The organism is Pigmentiphaga sp., assembly GCF_033795525.1.
GTDB lineage: Bacteria > Pseudomonadota > Gammaproteobacteria > Burkholderiales > Burkholderiaceae_B > Pigmentiphaga.
Map to the genome: position 1 here is coordinate 629,863 of NZ_JARYGM010000001.1, position 25,231 is coordinate 655,093.

Annotated in this window: 26 protein-coding genes; 10 read left to right on the top strand and 16 right to left on the bottom strand. The window is 63.7% G+C overall.

The annotated features are described in order from the left end of the window. Positions 1-25: 25 nt before the first annotated feature. Entirely contained in the window at positions 26-952 is a 927-nt protein-coding gene (locus tag QHC78_RS03010) for a creatininase family protein (RefSeq protein ID WP_319742392.1), read from the bottom strand. A 162-nt stretch (positions 953-1,114) separates the two neighbouring features. Beyond that, positions 1,115-2,065 (bottom strand): LysR family transcriptional regulator, encoded by a 951-nt coding sequence (locus QHC78_RS03015; RefSeq protein ID WP_319742393.1) that lies wholly within the window; start codon positions 2,063-2,065, stop codon positions 1,115-1,117. A 91-nt stretch (positions 2,066-2,156) separates the two neighbouring features. Here QHC78_RS03015 and QHC78_RS03020 point away from each other — a divergent pair, with 91 nt between their 5' ends. From QHC78_RS03020 to QHC78_RS03030, 3 genes are all read left to right on the top strand, one after another. Beyond that, positions 2,157-3,179 (top strand): isopenicillin N synthase family dioxygenase, encoded by a 1,023-nt coding sequence (locus QHC78_RS03020; RefSeq protein WP_319742394.1) that lies wholly within the window; start codon positions 2,157-2,159, stop codon positions 3,177-3,179. Positions 3,180-3,213: 34 nt separating this feature from the next. Further along, a complete protein-coding gene (locus QHC78_RS03025) occupies positions 3,214-4,194 on the top strand; it encodes a tripartite tricarboxylate transporter substrate binding protein (RefSeq protein ID WP_319742395.1) in 981 nt (326 codons plus the stop codon). Positions 4,195-4,271: 77 nt separating this feature from the next. Beyond that, positions 4,272-4,583: a hypothetical protein gene (locus QHC78_RS03030; RefSeq protein WP_319742396.1), complete on the top strand. Its 312-nt coding sequence runs from the start codon at positions 4,272-4,274 to the stop codon at positions 4,581-4,583. An 18-nt stretch (positions 4,584-4,601) separates the two neighbouring features. On the opposite strand, the gene QHC78_RS03035 is transcribed toward QHC78_RS03030, so the two are convergent. From QHC78_RS03035 to QHC78_RS03055, 5 genes are all read right to left on the bottom strand, one after another. Then, the gene (locus QHC78_RS03035) at positions 4,602-5,156 is read right to left on the bottom strand and encodes a cohesin domain-containing protein (RefSeq protein WP_319742397.1); all 555 of its coding nucleotides are present in this window, start codon (positions 5,154-5,156) and stop codon (positions 4,602-4,604) included. Positions 5,157-5,280: 124 nt separating this feature from the next. Continuing rightward, positions 5,281-7,596, bottom strand: coding sequence for a PKD domain-containing protein (locus QHC78_RS03040; protein WP_319742398.1), 2,316 nt, complete (start codon positions 7,594-7,596; stop codon positions 5,281-5,283). Between the two features lie 794 nt (positions 7,597-8,390). Beyond that, on the bottom strand, positions 8,391-9,068 hold the full coding sequence (locus tag QHC78_RS03045) for an isochorismatase family protein (protein WP_319742399.1): 678 nt from the start codon (positions 9,066-9,068) through the stop codon (positions 8,391-8,393). Positions 9,069-9,108: 40 nt separating this feature from the next. Then, positions 9,109-10,287 carry an ABC transporter substrate-binding protein gene (locus tag QHC78_RS03050; RefSeq protein ID WP_319742400.1) on the bottom strand — a complete coding sequence of 393 codons (1,179 nt, stop codon included), beginning with the start codon at positions 10,285-10,287 and terminating at the stop codon, positions 9,109-9,111. A 216-nt stretch (positions 10,288-10,503) separates the two neighbouring features. Then, positions 10,504-11,907, bottom strand: a complete 1,404-nt coding sequence (locus QHC78_RS03055) for an amidase (RefSeq protein WP_319742401.1) — start codon at positions 11,905-11,907, stop codon at positions 10,504-10,506. A gap of 105 nt (positions 11,908-12,012) precedes the next feature. Between QHC78_RS03055 and QHC78_RS03060 the strand changes: the two genes are divergently transcribed. Genes QHC78_RS03060 through QHC78_RS03075 form a run of 4 tightly spaced genes read left to right on the top strand, consistent with a single transcriptional unit; the run spans position 12,013 to position 14,829 of the window. Beyond that, positions 12,013-12,327: a hypothetical protein gene (locus QHC78_RS03060; RefSeq protein WP_319742402.1), complete on the top strand. Its 315-nt coding sequence runs from the start codon at positions 12,013-12,015 to the stop codon at positions 12,325-12,327. Continuing rightward, positions 12,320-13,132: a DODA-type extradiol aromatic ring-opening family dioxygenase gene (locus QHC78_RS03065; RefSeq protein WP_319742403.1), complete on the top strand. Its 813-nt coding sequence runs from the start codon at positions 12,320-12,322 to the stop codon at positions 13,130-13,132. Before QHC78_RS03060 ends, QHC78_RS03065 begins: the two co-directional genes overlap by 8 nt. Then, entirely contained in the window at positions 13,129-14,022 is an 894-nt protein-coding gene (locus QHC78_RS03070; protein WP_319742404.1) for an ABC transporter substrate-binding protein, read from the top strand. The genes QHC78_RS03065 and QHC78_RS03070 overlap by 4 nt, the downstream gene beginning before the upstream one ends. A gap of 27 nt (positions 14,023-14,049) precedes the next feature. Continuing rightward, the gene (locus tag QHC78_RS03075) at positions 14,050-14,829 is read left to right on the top strand and encodes an SDR family oxidoreductase (RefSeq protein ID WP_319742405.1); all 780 of its coding nucleotides are present in this window, start codon (positions 14,050-14,052) and stop codon (positions 14,827-14,829) included. Between the two features lie 30 nt (positions 14,830-14,859). Here QHC78_RS03075 and QHC78_RS03080 read toward each other — a convergent pair whose 3' ends face one another. The 3 genes from QHC78_RS03080 to QHC78_RS03090 form a co-directional block, all read right to left on the bottom strand. Continuing rightward, the gene (locus QHC78_RS03080; protein WP_319742406.1) at positions 14,860-15,363 is read right to left on the bottom strand and encodes a MarR family winged helix-turn-helix transcriptional regulator; all 504 of its coding nucleotides are present in this window, start codon (positions 15,361-15,363) and stop codon (positions 14,860-14,862) included. A 75-nt stretch (positions 15,364-15,438) separates the two neighbouring features. Beyond that, positions 15,439-16,476, bottom strand: coding sequence for an aromatic ring-hydroxylating dioxygenase subunit alpha (locus QHC78_RS03085; RefSeq protein WP_319742407.1), 1,038 nt, complete (start codon positions 16,474-16,476; stop codon positions 15,439-15,441). Between the two features lie 109 nt (positions 16,477-16,585). Continuing rightward, on the bottom strand, positions 16,586-17,566 hold the full coding sequence (locus QHC78_RS03090) for a Bug family tripartite tricarboxylate transporter substrate binding protein (RefSeq protein ID WP_413816412.1): 981 nt from the start codon (positions 17,564-17,566) through the stop codon (positions 16,586-16,588). Between the two features lie 410 nt (positions 17,567-17,976). Between QHC78_RS03090 and QHC78_RS03095 the strand changes: the two genes are divergently transcribed. After that, the gene (locus QHC78_RS03095) at positions 17,977-18,120 is read left to right on the top strand and encodes a peptide-methionine (R)-S-oxide reductase (RefSeq protein WP_495886034.1); all 144 of its coding nucleotides are present in this window, start codon (positions 17,977-17,979) and stop codon (positions 18,118-18,120) included. Between the two features lie 115 nt (positions 18,121-18,235). Here the strand turns inward: QHC78_RS03095 and QHC78_RS03100 are convergent, their stop codons facing one another. Further along, positions 18,236-18,940: a glutathione S-transferase family protein gene (locus tag QHC78_RS03100; RefSeq protein ID WP_319742409.1), complete on the bottom strand. Its 705-nt coding sequence runs from the start codon at positions 18,938-18,940 to the stop codon at positions 18,236-18,238. A gap of 163 nt (positions 18,941-19,103) precedes the next feature. Here QHC78_RS03100 and QHC78_RS03105 point away from each other — a divergent pair, with 163 nt between their 5' ends. Continuing rightward, positions 19,104-19,721, top strand: coding sequence for a TetR/AcrR family transcriptional regulator (locus QHC78_RS03105; RefSeq protein ID WP_319742410.1), 618 nt, complete (start codon positions 19,104-19,106; stop codon positions 19,719-19,721). Next, a complete protein-coding gene (locus QHC78_RS03110) occupies positions 19,714-20,421 on the top strand; it encodes a glutathione binding-like protein (RefSeq protein ID WP_319742411.1) in 708 nt (235 codons plus the stop codon). The genes QHC78_RS03105 and QHC78_RS03110 overlap by 8 nt, the downstream gene beginning before the upstream one ends. A gap of 208 nt (positions 20,422-20,629) precedes the next feature. Here the strand turns inward: QHC78_RS03110 and QHC78_RS03115 are convergent, their stop codons facing one another. From QHC78_RS03115 to QHC78_RS03135, 5 genes are all read right to left on the bottom strand, one after another. After that, on the bottom strand, positions 20,630-21,547 hold the full coding sequence (locus tag QHC78_RS03115) for a LysR family transcriptional regulator (protein ID WP_296465283.1): 918 nt from the start codon (positions 21,545-21,547) through the stop codon (positions 20,630-20,632). 118 nt (positions 21,548-21,665) lie between these two features. After that, positions 21,666-22,334, bottom strand: coding sequence for a phosphatase PAP2 family protein (locus tag QHC78_RS03120; protein WP_296465285.1), 669 nt, complete (start codon positions 22,332-22,334; stop codon positions 21,666-21,668). Next, positions 22,331-22,714 (bottom strand): diacylglycerol kinase, encoded by a 384-nt coding sequence (locus QHC78_RS03125; RefSeq protein ID WP_296465287.1) that lies wholly within the window; start codon positions 22,712-22,714, stop codon positions 22,331-22,333. Before QHC78_RS03125 ends, QHC78_RS03120 begins: the two co-directional genes overlap by 4 nt. Beyond that, on the bottom strand, positions 22,711-24,411 hold the full coding sequence (locus QHC78_RS03130; protein WP_296465289.1) for a phosphoethanolamine transferase: 1,701 nt from the start codon (positions 24,409-24,411) through the stop codon (positions 22,711-22,713). Before QHC78_RS03130 ends, QHC78_RS03125 begins: the two co-directional genes overlap by 4 nt. Beyond that, positions 24,408-25,157 carry a phosphatase PAP2 family protein gene (locus QHC78_RS03135; RefSeq protein ID WP_296465291.1) on the bottom strand — a complete coding sequence of 250 codons (750 nt, stop codon included), beginning with the start codon at positions 25,155-25,157 and terminating at the stop codon, positions 24,408-24,410. The genes QHC78_RS03130 and QHC78_RS03135 overlap by 4 nt, the downstream gene beginning before the upstream one ends. Between the last annotated feature and the right edge of the window lie 74 nt (positions 25,158-25,231).

Genomic DNA, 25,231 nt, shown 5'->3' on the forward strand with positions numbered 1-25,231 from the left:
TCCCTGGCACCGCCCGCCGCCCGCTTCAGCGGCCGGACTTCAGGCGCCGTTCGATGGCATCGGCAATCGCCTGCGCGGAAGCGGTGAGCGCCGCGGCTCCTCGGGCGGCATCGGCCGCGGCGGGATCGCCGAAGTAGCCCAGCGGCGTCTTGCGCTTGGCGTTCTCGTAGCCCTTGCGCCACTCGGCCAGATCGGCCGGGCCGTAGTCGGTGGACTTGAGGTCGCGCCGGACGGACTCGCGCACCAGCCAGGGGTAGGCTGCCATCATGGTCGAGGTTTCCGGGTCGCCCGCGTGGACATCCACGAATTTGCCGGGCGCACCGCCGTCTGGCGCCTGGAGGGTGATGGCGCGGTCGGCCGGATCGATCCCCAGCCGCTTGGCCAGCACCTCGGTGGTCACGAAGCTGATGTCCAGGCCGGTGCCCTGGATGCCCGCCCGCGCTCCTTCGAAAATCGTCTTGTTATGCAGCGCATCGCCATGTCCCGAAACCAGGAATACATGCTTGAAGCCCTCCTTGGACATGCTGGCAAAGACGTCCTGCATGACGGCAATCATGGTCGGGGGCTTGACGTCGTAAGACGCCGGGAAGCTGCCCGACACCACGTTCACGCCCCAATAGTACGGCGGAACGATCAGCGCCCGGATGCCCTTTTCCTCAAGGATCTTGCGGACCTCGCGCAGGCGCGCCGAGGGCACGTATACGTCCGTACCGGTAGGCAAGTGCGGCCCGTGCTGCTCGATCACTCCGAATGCCCACAGGAGCACCGCGCCGTCCTTCGCCGCCTGGGCTACTTCCGGCCATGTCATCTCCGCGATCGTGCCGGAGAAGACGCCCGAGCGGGCACGCTCGGCGTCTGCCTGTCCCGGCATCTGGGCACAGGCAGACAGCGTCAGCACCAGCGCCCCGGCTAATAAACGAAGGCCGGCAGACTTGCGGAAGTTCGGGATCATATCGTTGCTCGCAGTGGGGGTTTATCGGCAGGCGCCATCGAGTGTGCGCCATACAATCGATGATGCAATAGGCAATCGATTATAAGAACGAGACCCCCGCGGCGACGGTCCGGAATAACCCCTAAGTTGCTTGAGCACGGGATGTCCCGCGCAGAGGCACCGTCACGACGTATCGCGGTCCAGCTCTTGTGCCAATGTCCGCACCAGGTCGGCTCCCCACCGCTGGGCACTGGAAGAACGGGTCGAATGCAGGTAAAGCAGTCCTATGGTCACGGGCGCGATCGGAAACGGGGGCGCCCTCAACTGCAAGCGATAGCCACCCTCCGCAAAAACGCCGCGCGCCAGCGTGGCCAACAATTGCGAACGCTCGAGGATGGCCGGGACCTGCAGGTAGTTGGGAACGATGCAGCGCACTTCACGCCTATGGCCCAGCGCATGCAGCGCCGCGTCCACGACGCCGACCTCGCTTTCCTTGGCGGTCACCCGCAAATGAGCGGCAGCCAGGTAGGCCTGCATATCGAGCGGCCCATCGCCACCGTCGGCGGCCGAGGCCACGACAAAGGGGTCCGACAACAGCTCGTCGCACAACACCATGGGATGGTCGAGTACGGGATTGCCGATAAGCGCCAGGTCGATGGAGCCGTCCAGCAACATGCTTTCGGCGGTATAGCGATCCACGGTGTGGATCATCAGGCGCACTTGGGAAGTCGTGCGCTCGAGGGCCTCCCATATGCGCGGAGAAAAAATCCTCTGGGTGTAGTCCGACATGCCGACACGCAGATTCAAGGCGTCGCGCGCCGGATCGAACGCACGCTTCCTGACCTGCAGCGAATCGATCAAATCCACGGCCTGCCTGATCCGGGGATAAAGCCGCTGGGCTTCCGCAGTGGGCCACATTTCGCCCTCGCGCACGATGAAGAGATCGTCCGCCATCAGTTCCCTGAGCTTGGACAGCGAATGGCTCAAGGCGGAGGGGGTCCGGCCCAGCCGGCGCGCCGCATGGGACACGCGCCGGTCTTCATAGACGGCCAGGAACGTGAGGAGATGCTGGATCTCGACACCGAACGGCCGTCCGGCCTCATGCGCGGGTGGGGGATGTCCAAAACTGTTCATGCAGGCACTGAGCAATATTCATACCAAAAATCGAACAGCATGCGGTCGCGCCATTATATTGAGGCGCACGACATTTCCCGGGACCAACCCCATGGATGCACTGGATGCCTCGGCGCGCAGCGAAGAAGAAGAACGATATCTGATGGACCATCCGGACTCCGACGAGGAGATCCCGGTCGTCGACATCGCCGACTACCTGGCCGGCCGGCCCGGCGCGCGTGAACGCGCCGCCGCCCAATTGCGCGACGCGAGCGAGAACGTCGGCTTCCTGTACCTGACCGGGCATGGCGTGGATCCGGTGCTGTTCCCCCGCATGTTCGACGCGGCCGCCCGGTTCCATGCCCTCCCTCTCGCCATCAAGCAGGCGATTGCGCTCAACGAGCACAACGCCGGATACCTGGGCATGAGCGAGACGCTCAGCGCAGTCTCGTCCATCATCAAGCACAAGCCCAACAGGAACGCCGCATTCCTGATGAACCGCGAACGCAGTCCGGACGATCCCGAAGTCCAGGCCGGCACGCGGTTCCACGGCCTGAACCAGTGGCCGGACGAGTCGGCCATCCCGGGTTTCCGGGCCACCCTGCTCGAGTACTACGCGGCCATGGAGTCCCTCGCCCGGCACATGATGCCGCTATGGGCGGTCGCGCTGGGGCTGCCGCCGGGCTTCTTCGATGCAGCCTTCGAAAAACCGCACATCATCATGCGGGTGTCGCACTACCCGCCACATCCCGATCGGCAGGAAGGGCAATACGGGCTGGCGCCGCACACCGACAACAGTCTCATGACCCTGCTTGCCCAGGCCAACGTGCCGGGACTCGCCGTACGCATGCCCTCCGGGCATTGGCGTCTCGCTCCCCTGACGCCGGGCGCGCTCATCGTCAACACGGGCAACCTGATGGTGCGATGGACCAACGGCCGGTTCCTGTCCACCAAGCACCGCGTCATCAACACGGGAGACACCGACCGCTATGCGTTCCCGGTATTCGTCGGGCCCAATGCCTCCACCGTGATCCGGACATTGCCCACCTGTCTCGACAAGACAGGTGGTACCGAGTATCCGCCCGTGCGCTACCAGGAACTGCTCGAGTGGTACTTCCAGAAGGGCAATCGCTAGCGCTCCCTCCCCCCATCTCTTCGAAGGAAGAAGCATGAGCCGCACCTCCGCGTTCTCCCTCCTGGCCTGTCTGCTCATCGCGCTGGCCGGCCGCTCCGCGCTCGCGGCATGGCCCGAGCGGCCCGTCACGCTGGTGGTGCCCTGGCCGGCCGGCGGCGCCACAGACATCCTGGCCCGGACGATCGCGCCGCTGCTGTCCGCCGAGCTGGGACAACCGGTCATCGTCGTCAATCGCGCCGGCGCCACCGGCAACCTGGGCGCCGAGGCTGTCCTGCAACAGCCGGCAGACGGCTACAACATATTCTTCGGCGCAGCGTCCCACCTGATGAACGCGGCGCTGTACGCCTACAACAAGCAGCCGCTGCGCTACGACATCATCGGCGACTTCAAATACGCCGCCGTAATCACCGACTCGCGGATGGTACTGGTGGTCAATCCCGGCGTCCCGGCCAATACCCTCGCAGAATTCGTGCAGCTGGCCAAGTCCCGGCCGGGCGGGCTCAGCTACTCCAGCAGCGGGACGGGCTCTATCCAGCACCTCAGCGCCGAGCTGCTGCTGCAGACGACCGGCATCCGGATGCTCCATGTCCCCTACAAGGGCATCGCGCCTTCGGTCAACGACCTGGTGGCAGGCGTTGTCGACGCTAGCGTCGAAAGCCTGACTGCAGTCCTCCCCTTGATCAAGAGCGGCAAACTGAAGGCCGTCGCGGCGCTGACCGAGCATCCCCTCCCCTCGTTGCCTGAGGTCCCTACCGCGGCCTCCCAGGGCTATGCGGGGCTATGGGTATCCGGCCCACAATTTGTCGGCGTGCCCAAGGCCACGCCCGACGCGGTGGTGGATAGGCTGAGCGAGGTGTTCGGACACGTCCTGACCAGGCCCGAGGTAGTGGCCAGGCTCGACGCGGCCGGCATCGTGGTGCACTACCTGCCGCGAGAGCCCGCCAATTCCATGATCCGCAGCGAGAGCGCGAAATGGGGACGGCTCATCCGGGAAGCGAACGTGCGGATCGACTGAGCCGGCGGGCAGCATTCTCTTGGGACGCGACCCACGGCTCTGCTACCCTATCGCGCGATGCCTCCGCAAGAACCGCCATGCGCCTACGCTATGCTGCCGCCGCTTCGGTACTAATCCTTCTCGCGCTCCAGGCCTGGGCAAAACACGAGGGCTGGTTCACTCTGCCCGATACCGCCTTGCAGGCGCTGCTACTGGGCCTGCCCGTGACATTCCTTCCGCTGTACTTGGAAGGACTGCGCGAAGGCAGACTCGTCATGCCGCCCAGCGTAATCCACCGCCGCAAGACACCCCTTCTCTTCTGGTTCGTGGCCGTGTTCCAGGCCATTGCCATCGCGGCACTGCTGGTCTACCTGGGCGCAGGACTGCTGCGCAGCCTGGGAGCGGATTGAGCTTACGCCCCGGGGGGCCTATTCGCGCGCCGGGGCGGCCGGCGGTATCCGTACCTGTACAGGCTGCGCCCGGCCCGATGCGTCGACCACCTGCAGCGTCACGATGCCGCCGGGAGGACGCATCCGCCGCGCCCGCTCGACCAGTTCCGGACTCGTGGATACGATGCCGCGGGCCGCGATGCGCGCAGACGGGATTGCCGAGGCGAATGACACTTCCCCCTCATGCTCTTCTGTGCCGGGCGGGATCGCCTGGGCGTCCGGCTTCAGGATCTCGGTCGGCTTGCTGATCAACTTGGTCGTTCGGCCTACGGCACCCAGCGCCTTGAAGCGGATATTACCCAGCGGCACCGTGCCTATGGGCTCGTTGAGCGACGTACCGTTGACCATGACGACATGCAGGACGTTGCCCTCTTTACGCCATTGAACGGCCGGAGTAACCCGGCCGGACGCTACCGGCTCGATACCCAGGATCTCCAGTGCCGCCGGGTCGTAGGTGACCGTGGCCTGCGCCGCGCCGACCGGGTTCGTACCGGCAAACACGGCCAGCTGTATGGTGCCTTCGGTGCCCGGCACCACAGCTACGGACGGCTCGACAAAAAACGCATCGCCGAGAAATTGTGCGTACGCGGGACCGCTGAGGACGGCCGCAAACAGACCCGCCGCCAAGGACCGAAAAGTAAACGAGCTCATACGCATGTTATTCGACCTCGAGGAGGAAACGCTTGGTCACGCCCGGCGTGAGATCGGACCCGGAGAGCGCGTCGCCGGATACTACAGTCGCCCCGCTGAAGGTGATGAAATAGGTGCCGACCTGGTCCGGAGCGGCCAGGCCGCGCATCAACACCTCGTTCAAGCCTCCCCCCAAGGGTAGCGTGGTCGATACACTGCGCACCGGCTGGTTACTCGTCAACACCGAGCGGCCGTTGATCACGACCTCGAAAATGTCGTCCAGCAAGTTTCCGTTGTCCCCCATCGTGATGCCCACCTGCGCCGGGGTGCAGAAAACCTTCTCGCTCACCTCCGCGGTCTTGCCGCACATCGGCCACATCCCCCGCAGCGTGATCTGGCTTTGCAGCACGGCAGGCGCACTGGGGCAAGTGTAGTTGGCGGTCCCGTCGGCATTGAAGCTGTAGCTGCCCTGGTCGGAAGGCAGCGGCAGCATGACCCGCTGGGCCGGCATGTTCGCTCTGCCGGTCGGAATAATGGCGCACTGCTGGGTCACGAACTCCGAGAAGGCACCCATCAGCCCCGACGCATCGAGCGCCCGGTACGCCGCCTCTTCCAGGCTTTCCAATAACGAGACGTACATATCTTCCGCATACTTCGCGAAAAAATCCGCCAGCAGGCGAGCGCCAGTATTGTTGCGCAGGATTGCCGCTACTATCCGCTTGCCAATGATCTGCCCGACGACAAGCTCGGTGAGCCCGCTGGAGAACATCCCGCACAGGTGCTGGAGGCCGACAAACGTCACTTCCGGTTTGACCAAGGCGTTTTCGCCACGGTCCAGGAACGTGGGAGTCACCGTAAGGTAGAGCCGGGGATCGATAGGCTTGACGATCTCGCCCAGCGTCGAGGCCGTCGAGACGATCGCACTCATGGGAACGCAGAACTTGACGAACGCTGCCACTGCTCCCACCTCGATCGCCGGACCATCAGCCGGAATGATCGCTCCACCGACAAAAATGGCAGCACTCACGGCGCTGCAGGCAGCCTCGGTAATGGACGCCGCGTTGCCGAGCTGTTCCGCGCCCCGCTTCAGTCTGCAGAGCTCGGGCAGGATGATGTCGCATATCTGCTCCGGCGTGGCTACTGCTGCCGCCGAAACCGCCGTGCTTTTTCCGTTTACCTCGCCTGCCACGCCCTGGCTCGCCGCAAGGAACTCCCTCATGCCGTTGGCAAGCAGCGCCTTCTGGAACAGCCTGGCCAACGTGTCTCCATTAGGCCCGGCCAGCGTCCGCTCCAACTCCAGGCGGGCATTACCGAAGGCATCGCGCCCGGCAGCCGCCAGCGTGCGCAATTGCGCGACGCTTTCGGTGCTCAATCGGCCCGGGTCGGCGACGATGGCGTCGTGCTGTGCCTGCAGCAAACGATCGATCTGATCGAAGAATGCACGGATATCGTCGGCCGCCGGCGCGGTAGGCTCGGCTGCGGCCAACAGGTCCAGCGATAGCCTGTCACTCGGCACGCCGTTGACCGACACCACGACTTCCGCCGCGGCGTTACGAATCAGGCCGGCAGGTACCAGGAACGACGCGTAGCCCGGTAACGCCCGGAACACTTGCGGCGAAGCCACGCCGTCCACCGTGATCGATACATCGGCATTCGGGTCGAGCAACATGGGCGATACCATAGCCACCACCGCCCCGGGATAGGCCTGGGGCCGCAGCAGCGCCGACGGCAGCGCCTGCCTCGCCGCGGCGGCCTGCATGGCGAGATTTCGGTCGATCTCGTCGACCTTCCCGTCCAGGTCGATGTCGGCATGCGCCACGCGGATATCTTCGGGGCCGACCACTCCTTCGATGTACTGCGCGATGCGCATGGCGTCAACCAATCCTGGCCGATCGTTGCCTGTCACATTGCCGAGTCCGGAAGGAATGCCGAACGCCTCGAAAGGCGAAGCGCCGGCGTCCACCACGACCACCGCCGCACTCGCCTCGGCCACCGCCTGGCCGCCGGAATAGGCCTGCACCGTGACGGTTACCGGCCCGGACGCAGCGAACGAGGCCGACACTTCCTGCCCGGTGGCCTGCTGACCATCGCTGAACGTCCACCGGTACTGCTCTATCCGGATCCCGTCCGTGACGGCCGACGCGCGAAAGCCGACCGGCTGGCCGACCGACGTCATGCTGCGCGCTGCTTGCGCCTCTATGACGGCCCTGGCGTTCTCGACCGGGGGCGGCTCTCCTCCCCCCGGGCTGCTGTCTTCACCACTGCCGCATGCGGCCAGCGCGAGAACGAGCGCTCCCCCTAACGCGGCGCATAAACGGCGCGCGTTCGTACCGATTTCGTGCATCGGAATCCCCCCTGCCAAGTGCCTTTTTTGCGCCAAGTTTGGCAACGCCTGCTCACAATTTCAATGCAACATCTCGTCATAGTTGCAACTAAACGCATCGGCTGTTTAAGTGCGGATTCATCGATCCATCGAGCTTTCCCGGGAGGAACTTTGGAGGCTGACCGAATACGGGGAAAAGGGCAGCCTGTTACGGGAACACGAAACACATAGATACACCCCACGGAGTCCACCGCCGTGCCCCGCGGCCGCAACGGCTCCGACTGTGCAGCGGATCAAGGCGCCGCTCAACCGGCGTCTTCCTGGGCATAAGCTGCCGATGCCCGGCGGAGCAGGTCGCGCGCTGGAACCGCTTCCGGAGCAACTCCCACGTATAGGTCGATCGCCCCGCTGCGCAGGCGCGATTCCACGACGGATAGAGCCCTTCGATGATGTGCAGATGAATGTGGGGTATCGACGACGGAATGTGGCCAGTGTGGCAGGCAGCAGCGCGACATGCCCGACGCTCGAGATGCACGCCACTACCGTGCCATGGACTTCTCCTTGCAATTGGCCCCAGCATTTCTTCGGCGTCTTCGGGCTGGGGCTTCGAACGCGGTGACAACGACATCCAGCTCACCGCGGCCGACGGCCGCAGCTGGGGCCGGCTGATCGGGGGCAAGCCAAAATCCCTGGCTTACTTGAGCTTCCATTGTTTCGACGGGGACCTGCCGGTGACCATCCGCCCGAAGACTCGCTGTACCTCTGGGGTCCGGACGTGCCACCGTACTTCGTGGCCAACACCGAGGCCTGATGCATCAGGCAGGCGGCGCCAACGCCGCCTGTACCGACTCCACCTTCGATACCCAGCCGAAGAACGTCTCGATATTGAATTCAGTCGCGGCCTGCATGTAGCTGGGGCCGACCGCCATGCAGGCATCGCTCACCATCACGCCAAAATAGCCCGCGTGATAAGCCGAGCGCAAGGTGGATTCGACGCCCACGTTGCTGGAGATGCCGCACACGAACAGTGTGCGCACATCGCGCGCCCGCAGCAAGTGATCCAACCGGGTCCCGGTGAAACCGTTGTCGATATGCTTGGAGATGATGATCTCATCGTTGCTCGGACGAAGCACCTCGATGAAGTCGTAATCCCAGGTGCCATGGACCAGTATCCTTCCCTGCTCGGCCGGCGTAGCCCGCATATAGCGCAGTGCGTTGGACTTGTGCCACAGCGGCGTCTCCGGACCTGGCGCCTCGCGCAGATCGGCAGAGAAGCCGTTCTGCAGAAACACCACCGGCATGCCGGCTGCGCGCGCCATATCGCGCAAGGACCGGATCTTCTCGACCACGGCGGGCACCCGGCTGAGGTCGAAACCGATCCGGTCGATATAGCCGCCCGGCGAGCAGAACGCGTTCTGCATATCGTTGATCACCAGCGCCGACCGCTTCGGGTCGAACGCCAATGGCTGGGGCCGCGCGTCGAGCCGGGTCATGCCGTCATCTGCCCATCCAGGCTCCAGGCGAGGATCCACCTCAGATGGCCTTGCACTCGCCCGCGAAGGAATCCTGATATTTTTCCAGCAGCAAACCCTGGGACTTGTTGGTGAGCTTGCCATCCGCGCCACGCACAATCTGGCGGGTGTAGAAGTCCATGATGGGATGGTTGTTGGTGTTGTACGAAAAATTGCTGCGCACCGAATCGAACTTCACCGTGCGCAGGGTCTTCGCCACCGCCGCCTTGTCGTCCAGCTTGCCGCCCAGCGCGCGCACCGCGGCATCGATGTTCATGATTACATCGTAGGCGTGGGCCGCGTAGAAAGTCGGGTTGCGGCCATAGGCCTTGCGGAACTCGGCGACGAACTTCTTGTTGGCCGGCGTATCCAGTTCGTAGATATAGGGCGAAGCATTGAACACGCCCAGCATCGGGTCGCCCACAGCCGCCACCATGTCTTCATCTGCCGACGGCGCCGCCGTCACCATCTTGATGTCTTTGGACAAGCCGGCGGCCACGAACTGCTTGATGAAGTTGATGCCCATCGCGCCCGGCAGCAGGAAGTACACCCCTTGCGGCTTGTCCGCGCGCAGTTGCGCGATCTCGGCGGAGTAATCGATCTGGCCGACCTTGGTATAGACCTCGCCGACGATCTCACCCTTGTAGCGGCGCTTGAAGCCTGCAATCGCATCCTTGCCCGCCGGGTAATTCGGCGCGATCACCACCACACGCTTGAAGCCTTGCTCGTTCGCGACCACGCCGCCCGGCTCGTGCAGCATCTGGTTCTCGAAAGCCGTACCCAGGTAATAGGGCGAGCACTTCTCGCCTGCCAAGGGCGTAGGGCCGGCATTGTTAGACAGGTACGGCACCTTGGCGGCGATCAGGGCCGGTGCCACCGCCAGCGCCACGTTCGAGCTGATGGGGCCGGTGAAGAAATCGATCTGGTCGCGCTGGATCCAGCGGTTGACCAGTTGGCGGGCCTGGTCGGGGTTGCCGGTCATATCGGTCTGGAGAAACTCGGCCGGGAAACCGCCCAGCTTGTTGCCGAGCATCTTGATCGCCAGATTGAAGGCGTCCTTCGCTTCGGCGCCATTCGCGGAAAACGGTCCCGACATGTCGAGTGCCATGCCCACCTTGATCGGCTCGGCGACGGCAGCACCACCCCAGGCGCCCAGGCACAGAACGGCGGCCGCGGAAACGACGAAAGATCGGAACTTCATGAATGCACTCCGGAGCAAGATGGAAAACAGACCAGGCCATGCACGGGATTGGGGCATGAGCATGGCTGGCAGCTGGGGATGCAAGACGCATGCCAATCCGGGGCATCGACCGGGTTACTGCCGCAGCCGCGCGGCTTCGAACCAAGTGGAAGCGCTGCCATTGCACGCGCGGCGCCGTCCGGCATGGAGGCCGCCTGAAGGCTTAGATCCGGGGACTCACCGTTTCAAATCCAACACGCCTTCGAGTTCCTGCGCCAATGCCAATAGCCTGACATCGGCCCCGGGCTTCATTGTCAGCTGCACGCCGATGCCCTCTCCCGCGGAACGACCGGGCACGGGCAACGAGATCGAGGGTGCGCCGACCGCATTGGCGAAGGTCGCATAGACTGCCGCGCTGCGAGGCCCCGCCTCGGCGCCGGCGATGCGGGCCGGGAAAGGTGCATCAAAGGCCCAGGTGAAGCTGGGCGATGCGGGGCTGACCAGCATATCGGCCGATTCCCAGATCAGGTTCGAAGCCGCGCGCAGCTCCACCAAGGTACGCATGGCTTCGTAGAAGACCGTGGCCGGCATGGCCGCGCCGCGCTCGGCCAGCGCGCGCATCGGTGGAGACAGCAGTGCCGTGTCCAGCCCCAGCTTCGTCACGGCGCCATGCACGCCGATTGCGATCAGCGCGCTCCACACGGCTTCCACCGCGGCCAGCTCGTACGGTGCGTCGCCCCACCGCACCCGGTGGCCGGAGGCGGAAAGCCGGGCGGCCACCGCTTCCAGCTCGGCTGTAATAGCCGCCTCTTGCAAAGGCGCGGGCCTGAGCATCAGCACGTCCAGGCGCGACTGGCCGGCCAAGGCGTCGAGCCGGCCGCGCGGGTCTTGCCCCAATTCACGCAGGCGCTGGCCATCCATGCCCGGCGCCGCGATGGTGGCGGCCAGCAGCGCGCAGTCGGCGACCGAGCGCGCAATCGGACCGATGACCTGGAAATCCAGCGACGTCGAAGGAAAGCCGTTCGAGGCCAGCACGGTGACACGCGATGGCTTGAATCCTACTGTACCGGTATAGGCCGCGGGCCGGCGAATCGAACCGCCGGCATCCGTGGCAAGGGCAAAAGGCGTCATCCCCAGCGCCACGCTGGCTGCCGCGCCGCCGCTCGAGCCACCCGGGGTCAAGGCCGCGTCGAAGGGATGGCGCGTGGGCCCGTAAACCGCGTTGTCGGTGATCGCGGCCAACGCGAACTCGGGCACATTGGTCTTGCCCACCAGCACGGCGCCGGCCTGGCGCAGGCAGGCGACCGCGGCATCGTCCGTGTCCGGCCGGAAATCGCGCAGCGTTGCCGAGCCCCAGGTGGCGGGCCAGCCGCGTACCCACAGGTTGTCTTTCACCGTCAACGGCAGTCCGTCGAGCGGCCCCAATGACTGGCCGGCGGCGCGGCGCTTGTCTGCCTCGTGGGCGGCGTCCAGCAAGGCCGAGGACGACTCCAGGTGCACGATGGCATTGACGCGCGGGTTGTGGCGGCCGATGGCGTCCAGCGCGGCTTCCATCAAGTGAGCGGCTTTCAGCGTGCCGGTGCGCATCAGCGCCAGCGCTTCGCAGGCGGTTGGGTAGAGGTTGGGATCGAGGGCGGGCATGGTGATGGACGGTGCGTGTAAAAGGCTGGAGGGCTTCGTTGACACTATATCGCAAGTAAATTAAATTGCTATCTAACTAATTTGCGCAGGCGTAACGAGACCCCGATGAGCGTCCTTGCCATCCAACAGTTGATCTATGACCTCAAGCGCGACAAGAAGCTCGCCGTGCGCTGGGCCGCCAACCGCGAAGACGCGGTGCAAGGCTATGAGCTGAGCGCCGAAGAGGCCCGGGCCGTGGTTCAGGCCGACCTCGCCGCGCTTTACGGCATGGGCGTGCACCCGCTGTTGCTGGCACCGTTCTCGCGCATGGCGAAACTTACGCGCGAGCAATACGCCGCTGCGCTCGCGCCGCTGAAAGGCAGCCGCCCGTTCACTAGTACCTACGAGCTTGCTTCGCGCAAGAAGGACAGCCATGAGTAATCTGCACTTTGCCGGCGCGATGAGCCACGCGCCAGGCATCGCCGCCTTCCGGGACGCGGCCTCGCCCGCGCAGCGGCAGGCCTTCTTCGGCGGCACAGACGCGCTGCGCGAAGCCGCGGGCAAGGCCCGGCTGGACGCGCTGGTTGTCATTGCCCCCGACCACTTCTCGAACTTCTTCATCGACAATATGCCCGCCTGCTGCGTGTCGATGAACGAAAGCTATATGGGCCCGGTCGAAAACTGGCTGGGCATGGATAAGTACCAGATCAAGGGCGACGCCGAGCTGGCGCGCCTGATCATGCACCACGCCTATGCCGCCGGCATCGAGCCGGCGTCCTCGGCCAAGACCGATCTCGAGCACAGCGTCATCGTGCCGCTCAGTCTCATTACGCCGAAGTTCGATGTGCCGGTCGTCTGGGTCATGATGAACTGCCAGGTGCCGCCGCTCATGTCCCTGCGCCGCTGCTACGAACTGGGCAAGGCCATCCGCGCCGCCATCGAGGCCTCGGGCAAGCGCGTGGGCGTGCTGGGCAGCGGCGGGCTCTCCCACGCGCCGGGGGCGCCCGAGGCCGACACGCTGGACCCGGATTTCGACCGCTACTTCCTCGATCTGCTCGACCGCAATGCGGTGGACAAAATCCTGGCCATCCCCCCCGAGCGGCTCGACGCCGCCGGTTTCGGATCCTGGGAGATCCGCCTCTGGGTGGCTGCTCTTGGCGCGGCGCACGACCGCAGGCCGCGTACCCTGGCCTACGAACCCATCGTCGAATGGGACACCGGCTGCGCCGTGGCCATCTACGAATGAACACGGAGCTGATCCGCCTGGCCCTGGGCCTGCGCTCCACTGCGCAAAGCCTGGGCATGATCGGCCGCGACACCGGCGCCTTCGAGCGCCACGGCGTAGACCTGCACATCGTGCGCGAAGAAACCGCGGGTCCCGAAGGCGCCCGCATGCTGCTCGAGGGCGAGTGCGATGCCGCCGAGTTCGGCGCAGTGCCCGTGGTGCAGAATGCCTTCGAGGGTAAAGACCCGGTCATCGTGCTCGCGGCCGAGCAGATCAATGCACTGCATGTCTTTGGCGCGCGCGGCGTGATCCAGCCGCAGGACTTGATCGGCCGCTCCGTAGGCGTACTGACGGCCGCAGGCCAGACCGGTGTCAGCGCGCGCCAGATGCTGGCCCGCTGGCAACTGGACGGCCAGGTCGAGCTGGAGGAACTGAAGAGCTACCCGGCAATCTATGCGGCGCTGCGCGAAGGGCGCATTGCCGCCGGCGTGCTGTCGGCCGACTACGGCATTGCCGGCAGCGAAGCCTACGGCTTCTCGCTCCTGGCCGACCTGGGCCGGGAACTGGGCTACCAGGCGCCCGTCCTGGCCGTGACCCGCCGCACCATCGCCCAGCGGCCCCAAGCCGTGCAGCGGCTGGTGGCCGCCTACGTAGACGCGATCGCACGGTTCAAGGCGGACGCCGAAGGCGTAGCGCCCATCATCGAGCGTCACCTCGGTTTCGTCGACCGCGCCCAGGCGCTGGCCATCCAGCGCTTCTATGCACCGCGCTTCCAGGCCAAGCCCTACCCCTCGGAAGCCGCGATCCAGCGCATTATCGATATGTTCGCCCCCCAATACCCCCGCTGCGCCCCGGTCACCGTGGCGCAGGTCTACGACCCCAGCTTTCTGCGGCAGGTCTGTCCGCAATAAGGCAAGTCGCCGCTTCGGAGAATACGCATGGCATTCGATCTTACCGGCCGCACGGCCCTCGTCACCGCGTCCAGCAAAGGCATAGGCAAAGCCTGTGCCCTTCAACTGGCCTCCCAGGGCGCCAACGTGGTGATGTGCGCCCGCGGCGCGGACCTGCTGGCCCAGGCTACAGAGGAAGTGCGTGCCGCCGCCCGAGGCGGCGCAGTCTGGTCCATGCCGGCCGACCTTACCTCGCACGACGACATCCTGCGGCTGGCCGATGCCATCGACGCGAAACACGGCGGCGTGGACGTGCTGGTCGCCATTGGCGGTTCGCCCAAGCGCGGCGGCTTCGACGAGATCGACGAGGACGACCTGCGCGCCGCCTTCGAAATGTCGGTCATCGCCATTACCCGCCTGCTCAAGCGCCTGCTGCCCGGCATGCGCGCACGGGGCTGGGGCCGCATCGTCACCGTGCAATCGCGCTCGGTACGCGAACCCATTCCCGACCTGGTCACCTCGGCCGCCACCCGCCCGGGCGTGCATGGGCTGTTCAAGTATCTGTCGAAGGAAGTAGCGGCCGACGGCGTGCTGCTGAACACCATCGTGCCGGGCCGCATCATGACCGATCGCTTCCGCGGGGGCCAGGCCCATGCCGGCGACCAAGCCGCCGAATACACCAAGAACAAGCTCAGCGGCATACCGGTGGGCCGTTTCGGAGAACCGGAAGACATCGCGGCCGCCGTAGGCTTCCTGTGCAGCAACGAGGCGTCTTACATCAACGGGGTCGCGCTGCCTGTGGACGGCGGCGTCATCAACGGCCTGTAAAAGCACAAAAGCCCGTCAACGGGCTTTTGTTTATTCCTCCTCATCGACCAAGCGCGGCACGAAGCGCCCATTGTCGATGTTCTGGCGCACCTTGCGCAAGATCTGCCGCAAGACCTCCAGCTGTTCCTTGGTAACCCCCTTCAGTGCGAAGCGGTTCAACTCCTTCAGGATGGGCAGGATCCGGGCGCCGACCTTGCGCCCTTTATCCGTCAGGAAGATGCGCATGCGGCGGCGGTCTTCGGCGTCTTTCTCGATACGCACGAAGCCGTACTCCTCCATATCCCGCAAGGCCTTGACCGTCGTGGGCTGCGTCATGCCCACGCGGTTGCTCAGCTCCTTCTGGGTCAGCCCGTCCTCCTCGAACAGCACCCGCAGGAAAAACCACATCCCATAGGGAAAGCCTTCGTAAGCCAGCGCCTCGGTCAGATGTTTCTTCAAGCGCCGCTCGGTAATCGTGATCATGAAGCCGACGCTGTCGTCGAGCTTGTATTCCAGTACCTGGCGAGCCAGGTCGGCCTTTTTCGTTTTCGCCATTCAATTCCTTGAGCACCTAACGTGGGCGCCCCGCCGGCCCTTGGCGTGGGGCTCCCACTTCCTTGCAGGAATTTACTACGTGCGGGCGGAAATGGCCTGTGCCTCCTGCTCGGCAAGCTTGCGTTCGATCATCCGCCGGAAACGGATCGCCCCGGCATCGAAGGAAATATCGATCTCAGGCGCGTCGGGGTTATCAAGAATGGCCTGCTGCTGCATGGCCAGCACCTCCGCATCTTCAGCCAGGGTCAGCGCCATCTGCGCACGCAGAGATTCGCCCACGGCCGGGTCGTCCAGGCCGAAATTACGCACTTCGGTCCAGAACAGGTGCGAAGAGGTTTCGGTTTCCGGCGTGATGCAATTCAGGTTCCAACGCCGGAAGGCGTGGTCGCGCCGGCCCTCGAGCGCACCGGTGCCCACCGCCGCGCCGCCGACGTCCAGCCACACATAGCACGGCGCCGCTGCACGGGCGATCTGCCAGCGGTCGATATTCCCGGTGAAACCGCCGAGCTTGACGAACATGGGCGGCGGGGGGACGTCTTGCATCCAGCGCGAAACGATGACTGCATCGCCTTCCCGAACGGTCTGCACCGGCGTGCGGGCAACATCGATCGTGCCGATGGTGCGGGCATGCACATAGGCGATGTGGCTGAGATCGAGCAGGTTGTCGATCGCCAGCAGGTAATTGCAGTCCAGGTGCAGGGTCTCGCCCAACGCGGCCCAGCCCGGCTGCTCGGTAACGCTGAAGTCGGGAATAAGGCTTTCGTCGGCCCGTTCCGGATCGCCCATCCAGAGCCAGACCAGCTGCCATTTTTCGACGGCCACATAGGCCTTCACGCGAGCATTGGCAGACAGCTTTTCCTGCCCCGGCGCATAGACGCAGCAGCCACGACGGTCGAACTCCAGTCCATGGTAGGCGCACTGCACGCGATCCTCCACCAGCTTTCCGATCGACAGCGGCACGTGGCGGTGGCAGCAGCGGTCTTCGATCGCGGCCACCTGCCCGTCCAGCGTGCGGTACATGACGATGGGCTCGTTCAGGATCTTCCGCCGCAACAAGGAACGGCCCACTTCGCCGCCGCGCGCGGCGGCATACCATTGGTTCCTGAGAAACATGCGCATCCCCGACTATTAATTAGCAATCTATATAATTGGCAATATTAAAAGCCGGTAGCCGTGCTGTCAAAGCAGATCAGCCGGCTCTCCGGCCCGTACCCGGCCCGCGCTATTGCGCGGTGATACCCAGCTTCCTGATGGCCCCGCCCACCACTTCGTATTCGCGCAGATTGGCCTTGGCCAAGTCTTCCGGCGTGCCGCCCGCGGGATAGGCGCCGTATACGGCAAGCTTCTCCACCACATCCTTTTCTTTCAGGACCTGGTTCATGTGGCGATTGATCAGCTCCACCACCTCGGCGGGCGTACCCTTGGGAGCCATGAACCCGCTCCAGGAAGCCGTCACGCTGACGTTCTTGTAGCCCTGCTCCCGCAAGGTCGGCACATCGGGCGCGATCGCGGCACGCTCCGGATCGGTAATCGCCAACTGGTTGAGCTTGCCCGCCTTCACGTACTGCGCCACCGAGCCCAGCGTTACCCAAGCCGTTTGCACGTGGCCCGCCACCACGTCGGTGACTGCCGGCGCCACGCCCTTGTAGGGCACCAACTGGGTCTTCACGCCGGCCTCTTCGTTCAAAAGTTCGGCCGCCACGTGCATAGGCGAGCCTACGCCCGGTGCGCCGTAGGCGATCTGCTTGCCGGCCTTGGCAGCGTCGATCATGTCCTTCACCGTCTTGAATCCGGTGCGGGCATTGGCGACCAGCACCAGCGGCTGCCAGGAGGTTTGGATGATGGGGGTGAAGCCGTTCACCACGTCGTAGCTGGACGACGCCGGCAAGTTCAACGCCACCGGCGCGGTACTGAATGGCGCGGGAGTAAACAACAAGGTATAGCCGTCCGGCGCCTGACGGCTGACATAGATATTGCCGACCGTACCGGTGGCACCCGCCCTGTTCTCGACGATCACCGGCTGCTTGAAGCGCGCACTGAGCTTTTCTGCGAACAGGCGCGCGATGCCGTCGGTATCGCTGCCCGGCGGATAGGCCACCACCACTGTGACCGGCTTGCTGGGATAGGCTGCAGCGGCCGCGGCAGCCTGCGCACCGCCAAGGGCGAGGCCGGCCAGCGCACATGTGAGGATAAGGCGGCCCATACGGCCGGAATGACACGAAAATACCTTGTGCTGTTTCATAACGCCTCGCAAGAGAAAAGGTGTCGGGCAGAGTTCTTAGCTAAAAATATTGATAGCTAAGTATTTATTTATCCTGCACCAGTTACCGCGAGATTCCAAGCGTTTTTTGGGTCTTTTCGCGCGGGCGCCTTGCGTTTTTTCCTGGTTCCCCATCGCGGTGCAGAAACGGCACTCATCCGCACTCTGGTGAACAACGATGGTGCGATGCATCGCCGACTGACGAGACGCGGGCAGCTATGCCGGCCACGCCAACATATGGACGAATCAGGACCATATTGAGACCACACGGCACTGCGCGAACGCTACGATGAACGTCCAACTCATGGAATGGTCAGGACCGAGGTGAGAGATCCGTCCACGGCGACAGCCATCTGGGCCACGTCTTCCCGGATGGTCCAGCAGACCGCGGGGGCCTGCGCTACTGCATCAATTCCGCATCGCTGCGGTTCATCCATCGCGACGACATGCAACGTGAAGGCTACGGCGAGTATCTCGATCAAGTTGAAGAGGCTTGACATGCCGGGCACAGCACTCGCAGGCCAATCTTCCGCCGGCCATCCCATCTTTGCGCGCTGGCCGGCGCGGATGGCGAGCGGTAGGGCTCAAACAGAAATCATCCGAACGGCTTATTCACGGCACCGGCGGAAAATTCGAGGGAAACAGCGCACGCTGGGTCTCCTCATCATTCACCTTCTTGAATTCGATATCGGCTCCCACCCGCCGCGCGCGGGCAACCGCCGGCCTGGCATCAATCGCTTGAAACCACCGCTTGATGTTGGGATAAGGCGCCAGGGGGTCCTCAGCGCCTTTCATCACCCGGGACGCCCTGTCCAGCCAGCCCCAGGCAGAGATGTCGGCAATGGTGTATTCATTGCCGACAATGAACTCCCGGCCGGCCAGATGGTTGTCCAGTACCTGGTAATGACGCTCGGCTTCGCGGCGGTAGCGGTTCACGGCATAGTCCAGGCCGGCAGGCGCCGCATACTGGAAATGCACCGCCTGCCCCGAGAAAGGCCCCAGGCCGCTGGCCAGAAACAGCAGCCATGACAACAGCTGGGGGCGGTCCTGGGGCTGGCCGAGCAGGCGCCCGACCTTCTCGGCCAGGTAGATCAGGATAGCCGTGGAATCGAACACCGTCGCCGGCTGCCCACCGGGCCCATCCAGATCCACGATTGCGGGAACCTTGCCGTTGGGATTGATTTTGCGGAACGCCGGGTCATGCTGCTGGCCCTTGCTGGTATCTACCGGCACCACCTCGTAATCGAGCCCGGTCTCTTCAAGAAAAAGCGAGATCTTGGCGGGATTGGGCGTCGGATGATAATAAAAACGGATCATTTGCAATGTCTCCTCTTTGGCAATATCGACAATGGCGACAGGCGCCGGACGCCTGGCGACCAGAAGCGGATCAGTGCGGCCTTGTGTTTTAAATCAATCGATCTAAAATGGTCAAGTCATAGATAAACACCTGAGTAGTGCCAGGCCGCCTGGCCACCGCAATATGGGCCGACCAAGAGAATTTGATGAACCTGAAGCCCTGGCTGCCGCGATCGACTGCTTCTGGGAACACGGCTACGAGGCCACCTCGATCAGGGAACTGGCCGACCGGATGGGCCTGACCGGCGCCAGCCTGTACAACGCCTTCGGCGACAAGCGCAGCCTGTACCGCAGGGCGCTCGATCATTACGTCGACACCACTTTTGCGGATCGCGTGCGCCGGCTCGAAGGCAGGCTGCCCCCGCTACAGGCAATCAGCGCATTTTTTGCGGAAATCATTCAGCGTTCGCTGGACGATAAGCTGCGCAGAGGATGCATGCTGGTGAACTCGGCGCTGGAAGTCGCGCCCCATGATCCGGAATTCCGCCAAATCGTGACCGGGGTGCTTGAACATATCGAGGGCTTCTTCCGTCGATGCGTCCAGGCTGGCCAACTGGACGGAACCATCACCACGTCCCAATCCGCCGCAGACCTGGGCCGGATGCTGCTGGCTGTGCACGTCGGATTACGCGTCATTGCAAGAACCCAGCCCGAACGCGCCCTGCTCGAGGGAATGGTTCGCCCCGCGCTGGCCAGTCTTGACCCCAAACAAGTTGCACACAGGAAACCGCACCATGATTGAGCTCTACTACTGGCCCACGCCCAATGGCCACAAGATCACGATGTTCCTCGAAGAGGCCGGCCTGGATTACCGGATCCACCCCGTCGACATCAGCGCGGGCGACCAGTTCAAGCCGGAATTTCTGGCCTTCTCGCCCAACAACCGCATGCCGGCCATCATCGACACCTCGCCGTCGGATGGCGGCGAGCCCATCACGGTCTTCGAATCGGGAGCCATTTTGCAGTACCTGGCCGAAAAAACCGGCCGGTTCCTGCCGGTCGACGTGCGCGGGCGCAAGACGGTGATGGAATGGGTGTTCTGGCAGGTTGGCGGGCTGGGCCCCATGGCTGGCCAGAATCATCATTTCGGCATCTACGCACCCGAGAAAATCCAGTATGCGATCGACCGCTACGTCAAAGAAACCAACCGGCTGTACGGCGTGCTGGACCACCGCCTGGCTGGCCGCGCCTTTATTGCCGGCGATGAGTACACCATCGCCGATATGGCGGCGTACCCCTGGATCGTGCCATGGCAGCGCCAGCAACAGGACCTGCAGGCTTTTCCCAACCTGCACCGGTGGTTCCGCCAAGTGCAAGAGCGCCCTGCCACACTTCGCGCCTATAAGAAGGGCGAACCCTACGCGAACCGACCGGCGGTCACTGAAGAAGGCAAGAAATTGCTGTTCGGACAGACGGCGCGAAGCGTACAAGCACGTGCTTGATCCCCGCGCGACCGGATGCCGCCTTGGCGTTCGGTATTGGAGCGGGCGAAGGGAACTATCCCCGGCATCCAACCCGTTGATTGATAACGGGTTTTTCCCATTCGCTACACGGGATAAGGCCAGATATTGTACCAGTCTGGCGTGCTAGTCAACGCAGCGCTTCCATCATCGTCCGGTGACGGCTACCCACAGCCATCGAGGTTCAACGTCAGTCGGTGATCGGTGGCAGGCCATCATCTGGCGGCGGGCTCATGCCCTTCACCCGCCCGATGAACCGCTTCATCGGTTCGGAGGGTTCGCCCTGCCGGCGCAGTAAGTAGGTGGTCAGCGTGGGCGGCGCGCCCGCCAGCGACCGAATCGCAATGTCCTGGCGTTGCCAAGTCTGCACCTGCGAACCGATGCAAAAGCCGATGCCGTAGCCGGCTCCCACCAGCGTCAGCATCACACCCAGGCTCGTCACGCGATCCGCCACCTTGGGCGCGACAGCAGCGCCTCCGAGCACCGCCTCGATCTGGTGGTGGCAGCCTGAAGCTGCCTCGGGATGGCACAGCACCAGCGGGAACTTCAAAGCGTCGTCCAGCTTGACCTGCGCGTGCGCCAGCAGCGGGTGGCGCGTCGGCACGATCACCGACAGCGGATCGCTCCAGGCCGGCTCGGCGACCAACCCATCGTTGACCGCATCCGACAGCGCAAAGCCGATGTCCAGCAGGTCGTTGTGCAGCCCCTTGAGCTGCTGCGAGAACGGCAACTCGAAGACCCGAATCCCCAACTCGGGCTCTTCCTCGCGGCTTCGCGCAAGTAAGGTGGCGACGCGTGGTTGAGCCAGGCTGTCGCAGATAGCAATGCGCAAATAGCTCTGGTAGCCTTGTGCCGCCCCTTTTGTGGCCTGGATGGCCTGATCCAGCGTCGTCAGCACGCGCCGGCACTCCACTAACAGCACTTGGCCGGCCCAGGTTAAGCGTGTCTGGCGGTTGCTGCGGTCGAATAGCGCCACGCCCAGTGCCTTTTCTAGGTCGCGCATCGCACGCGACAGCGGCGACTGGTCGATGCCCAACCGCTCGGCGGCACGTGCCAGGTGCAGTTCCTCAGCCACCGCCACAAAGTAGCGGAGCAATCTCAGTTCCATGACGGCCTCCTTGTTCGTTGTTCTGGCTCGGCCGTTCCGACCCGTTTCATTCGATCCATGCAGCAATCCCTTCGATGCCATGCCCGTCTCTACGAGGTGTCCGCGGTGCTTCGACAGTTCATGGTGTTCGTGAGAGGTCCGGTCGATCGCAGTCCACCGCGATGCAAAGGCAGGACCAGGCAACAGCCTCCAGCAGGCTTGCCATCACGTCCGACGGATAGTGGGCTCCAAGGTACACGCGGCCGAACCCCACCACCAAGGCCATCGGCACTGCAAGAACCACAGACGCCCCGCGCCAACCGGACGATGTTGTTTCGCGCCAGGTCAGATGAATGAGCATGGCCGCCACGGCGGCGGCTGCGATCGTGTGACCACTGGGAAATGCATAGCCATGAGCGGATACCAACGCATCCACCTGGGGTCGGGGCCGTTGAAAGACATTTTTGGCTAGCAGGTTCAGGAGCATGGCGCCTGGACCCATGATGAGCAGGAGGCAGAACTGGCGCCAGCGGCGCCGATAGATCTGCGTCGCGAGGATCACGATGACGAGGCTGGCGATGACCTTATCGTGGACACGGTTCACCCAAAGCAATACGGATGTCAGCACCTCCATGCGCAGCGTACTCAGCACCTCCATCCAGTAGAGTTCCAGGGCGCCGTGTTCGTGCTCGATCACCGCTTCATGCGCCAGCAAGAAGAAGAGTCCCGTGGCAAGAATGGTGACAGAGAATGGAAGCCGCGCCCAGCCAGGTTTGCGCAACCAGCGAAGCTCAAGACGGCTGATCATGAGAATCGCGCCCACAGTGCCAGGCACCAAACTAATCCGCACAGCACGAGCGCAATCAGCACAGCCGCGCTACCCATGTCCTTTGCGCGCTTGGACAGTTCGTGCTGCTCATAGGAAATCCGGTCGATTGCGGCCTCGATGCCCGAGTTGAGCAACTCGACGATCAGCACCAGAAGGAGCGAGCCAATCAGCAGCGCAAGTTCCCTCCAATCACCAGCCACCCAAAGAGCCAGTGGTGCGAGCACGAAGGCGAGCAGCACTTCCTGGCGAAATGCACTCTCCCCCATGAAGGCGGCCCTGAGTCCTTCCGCCGAGTGGGCCAGGGCATAGCCGATTCGTTCGAGCCCCGTGCGGCCCTTGTGCGGGTTGACGGCCCTCATGGCGCACTCCGCTGCCGCCGGCAGGCGCCGATCAGGTCCCGGTCAGCGACGTAGCGTTCCGTTTCGATGCGAAAGAGCCCCAGCACCGAATGGAACAGATTGTCGTGATGCGCCGGCTGGCTCGCGCGTCGGCGCAAGCAGGCCTCATCGATGCCGTCCCAGCCACGCGCGCCGGTTCCGCCAAACCACCAGACCATTGGCACGGCCAGTTGCTCCTGCGGTGCAATCGCATAGGGCATGCCGTGCAGATAGAGCCCCTTTTCCCCGAGTGACTCGCCATGGTCGGAAACGTAGATCAGGCCGACATCGAACCGCGCCTCTTGCGTAGCAAGCAGGTCTATGATCGATGCGACGATGTGATCGGTGTAGAGGATGGCGTTGTCGTAGGCATTGACGATCTCGTCCCTGCTGCAGTCTCGCAGTTCTGCCTTCTTGCACTCTGGTTTGAATTGGGCGAACTCTTGAGGGTAGCGCTTCGCGTAGGCAGGACCGTGATTACCCAATTGATGCAGGACAACCACGGTATCCTGCGCCGGCCCCTTGCTGGCGACATCAATGATTTCGCGCAGGCCTTCCACGAGAACCCCATCGAAACAGCGGTTGCCCGGACAAAGGGGCGAGTCGATGCTGCTGGAGGACACATCCTTGAACTCGACGCCCGCGCACACATTCTTGCAGCCGCTTTGGTTATCGAGCCAGACGACACGCATGCCGGCGCGAGCCAGCAATTGGATGAGCGACTCGCTTGCCCGGATGCGCGCCTCGTCGTAGTCGGCACGTCCTTGGGACGAGAACATGCAGGGCAGCGACACCTCCGTCGAAGTTCCGCACGCGCTCGTCTGCGGGAAGTTGATGATGGAGCGCTTGGAGAGTTCTGGATTTGTCGGTCGCGGGTAGCCGTTGAGGGAGAAGTTCATCGCCCGCGCGGTTTCACCGACGACCAGAACCAGCAGCCGCGGCTTCTGGCCAACCGCAGCGCTCGCAGTCCTGATCGGCATCAACGGTTCAGCAGTCCGCGCAGCATCTCTCAGATCGTCGGCGAGTACGCGAATCGTTGAATAGATGACGTTCGCAGGAGTGATTCGATAACGCAGCCCCTTCTGGTTCCGCATGGTTGACGAAAAGTCCTGGAATCCGAGCAGAAGTGCACCGATCCCTACTACGCTTACACCAACCACCGTGAGCACTCTCACACCCAGCGCCCTGCGCCACGAATGTTGGCGCAGCGGGATACGCCAGATTGCGACCGCAGCCACGCTGGCGAAGCACACATTCGCGATAAACCATGGCGTAATAAGTTCCGAGGCCTCTCGCACGTCGGTGCGCAGTGCATTGCGCAGCATCGACGGATCGAGTACCACGCCATACTGCCGCATCATGTGCTGTGCAATCAGGGCGCTCAATACGAACAAGGTCAACACTGGCCGCACCGTGAAGCGCGTGCTCAGAATCAGGGCCGGCACAGCGTGCAGCCAAGCAATGAGCATCGCGGTGGAGAAGACGAACTGCCAAGTCTTCGGATCGTCGAAACTCCGGCCGGCCAGCGCGATTTGCCAGAAAGGCAGGTTCGCAAACACCACCAGCAGGCCGATGACCACAAGCACCAAGCGCTCGACAGACCATTGCTTCGGGGGTGTTGCAGCGATCTCTTGTCTGACGTCAGCTTCGATCCGGCCTTGCGATGTCAGGCCGCTCATTGCTGACCCTCTGCTGAGACAGAGTTCGTATACGAGGGGGAAGCTCGGCCCGGGGCCATCAGCGGGCTGAACACCAGTGCCGCCATCCACAGGTCGATCGCTGCCGCCCACAAGTTGTGGCTCATGAAATGAGCCCCTTTAGCGACCTGCAGAATGCTGAAAGAAGCGCCGACGCCAAGCCCCAGCCAAAGGCCTGCTCGGCACAGCCTGGGGCGACGCAGCACTGCCCCGGCGAATGCGACCGCGACTATCGAGAAGCCGCCAGCCGCATGTCCACCCGGAAAGCAGCGACCTGCCTCCACGCGGGACACGAACCAAGTCGCGCTGTATTCGGCGGCACCGCCATAGGCCTTCAGGCTCCATGGGCAGGCGTGGCTGTTGATGTTCTTGAGCAGCGTGACGACGACTGGCCCGAGCGCCATGGCCAGAACCAGTGTCCAGACCAGCCTGCGATGCCGGGCAAATCCTGGAATCCTCGGAGCGGCAATCGCGACGGCGAGCAGCAGCATCCAACAGACCAGGACGACAGACTTGCCGACGCGATGGCCCAGCAGTTCGATCCAGCCATTGGTGCCGACCAGAAATCGGTGCTGCGCGGCATCGTAGAAATAGCTGCTCAGCGCGGCATCGAGTCCAGAGTATCTGAACAGCAGCGCGCACGCTGCAAGCCCCACAGGCAGCAACACGCCGACACGGAGCCAGAAATGGCTATGGGGCGGCCATGTGCCGCAATCTGATCGGAACATCGGAAGACTCCTTTTTCAAAGTCTTCAGCAGTGTATTGACAGGGTCGTGAGGCTCCCGTCGATACCTCGTCAAA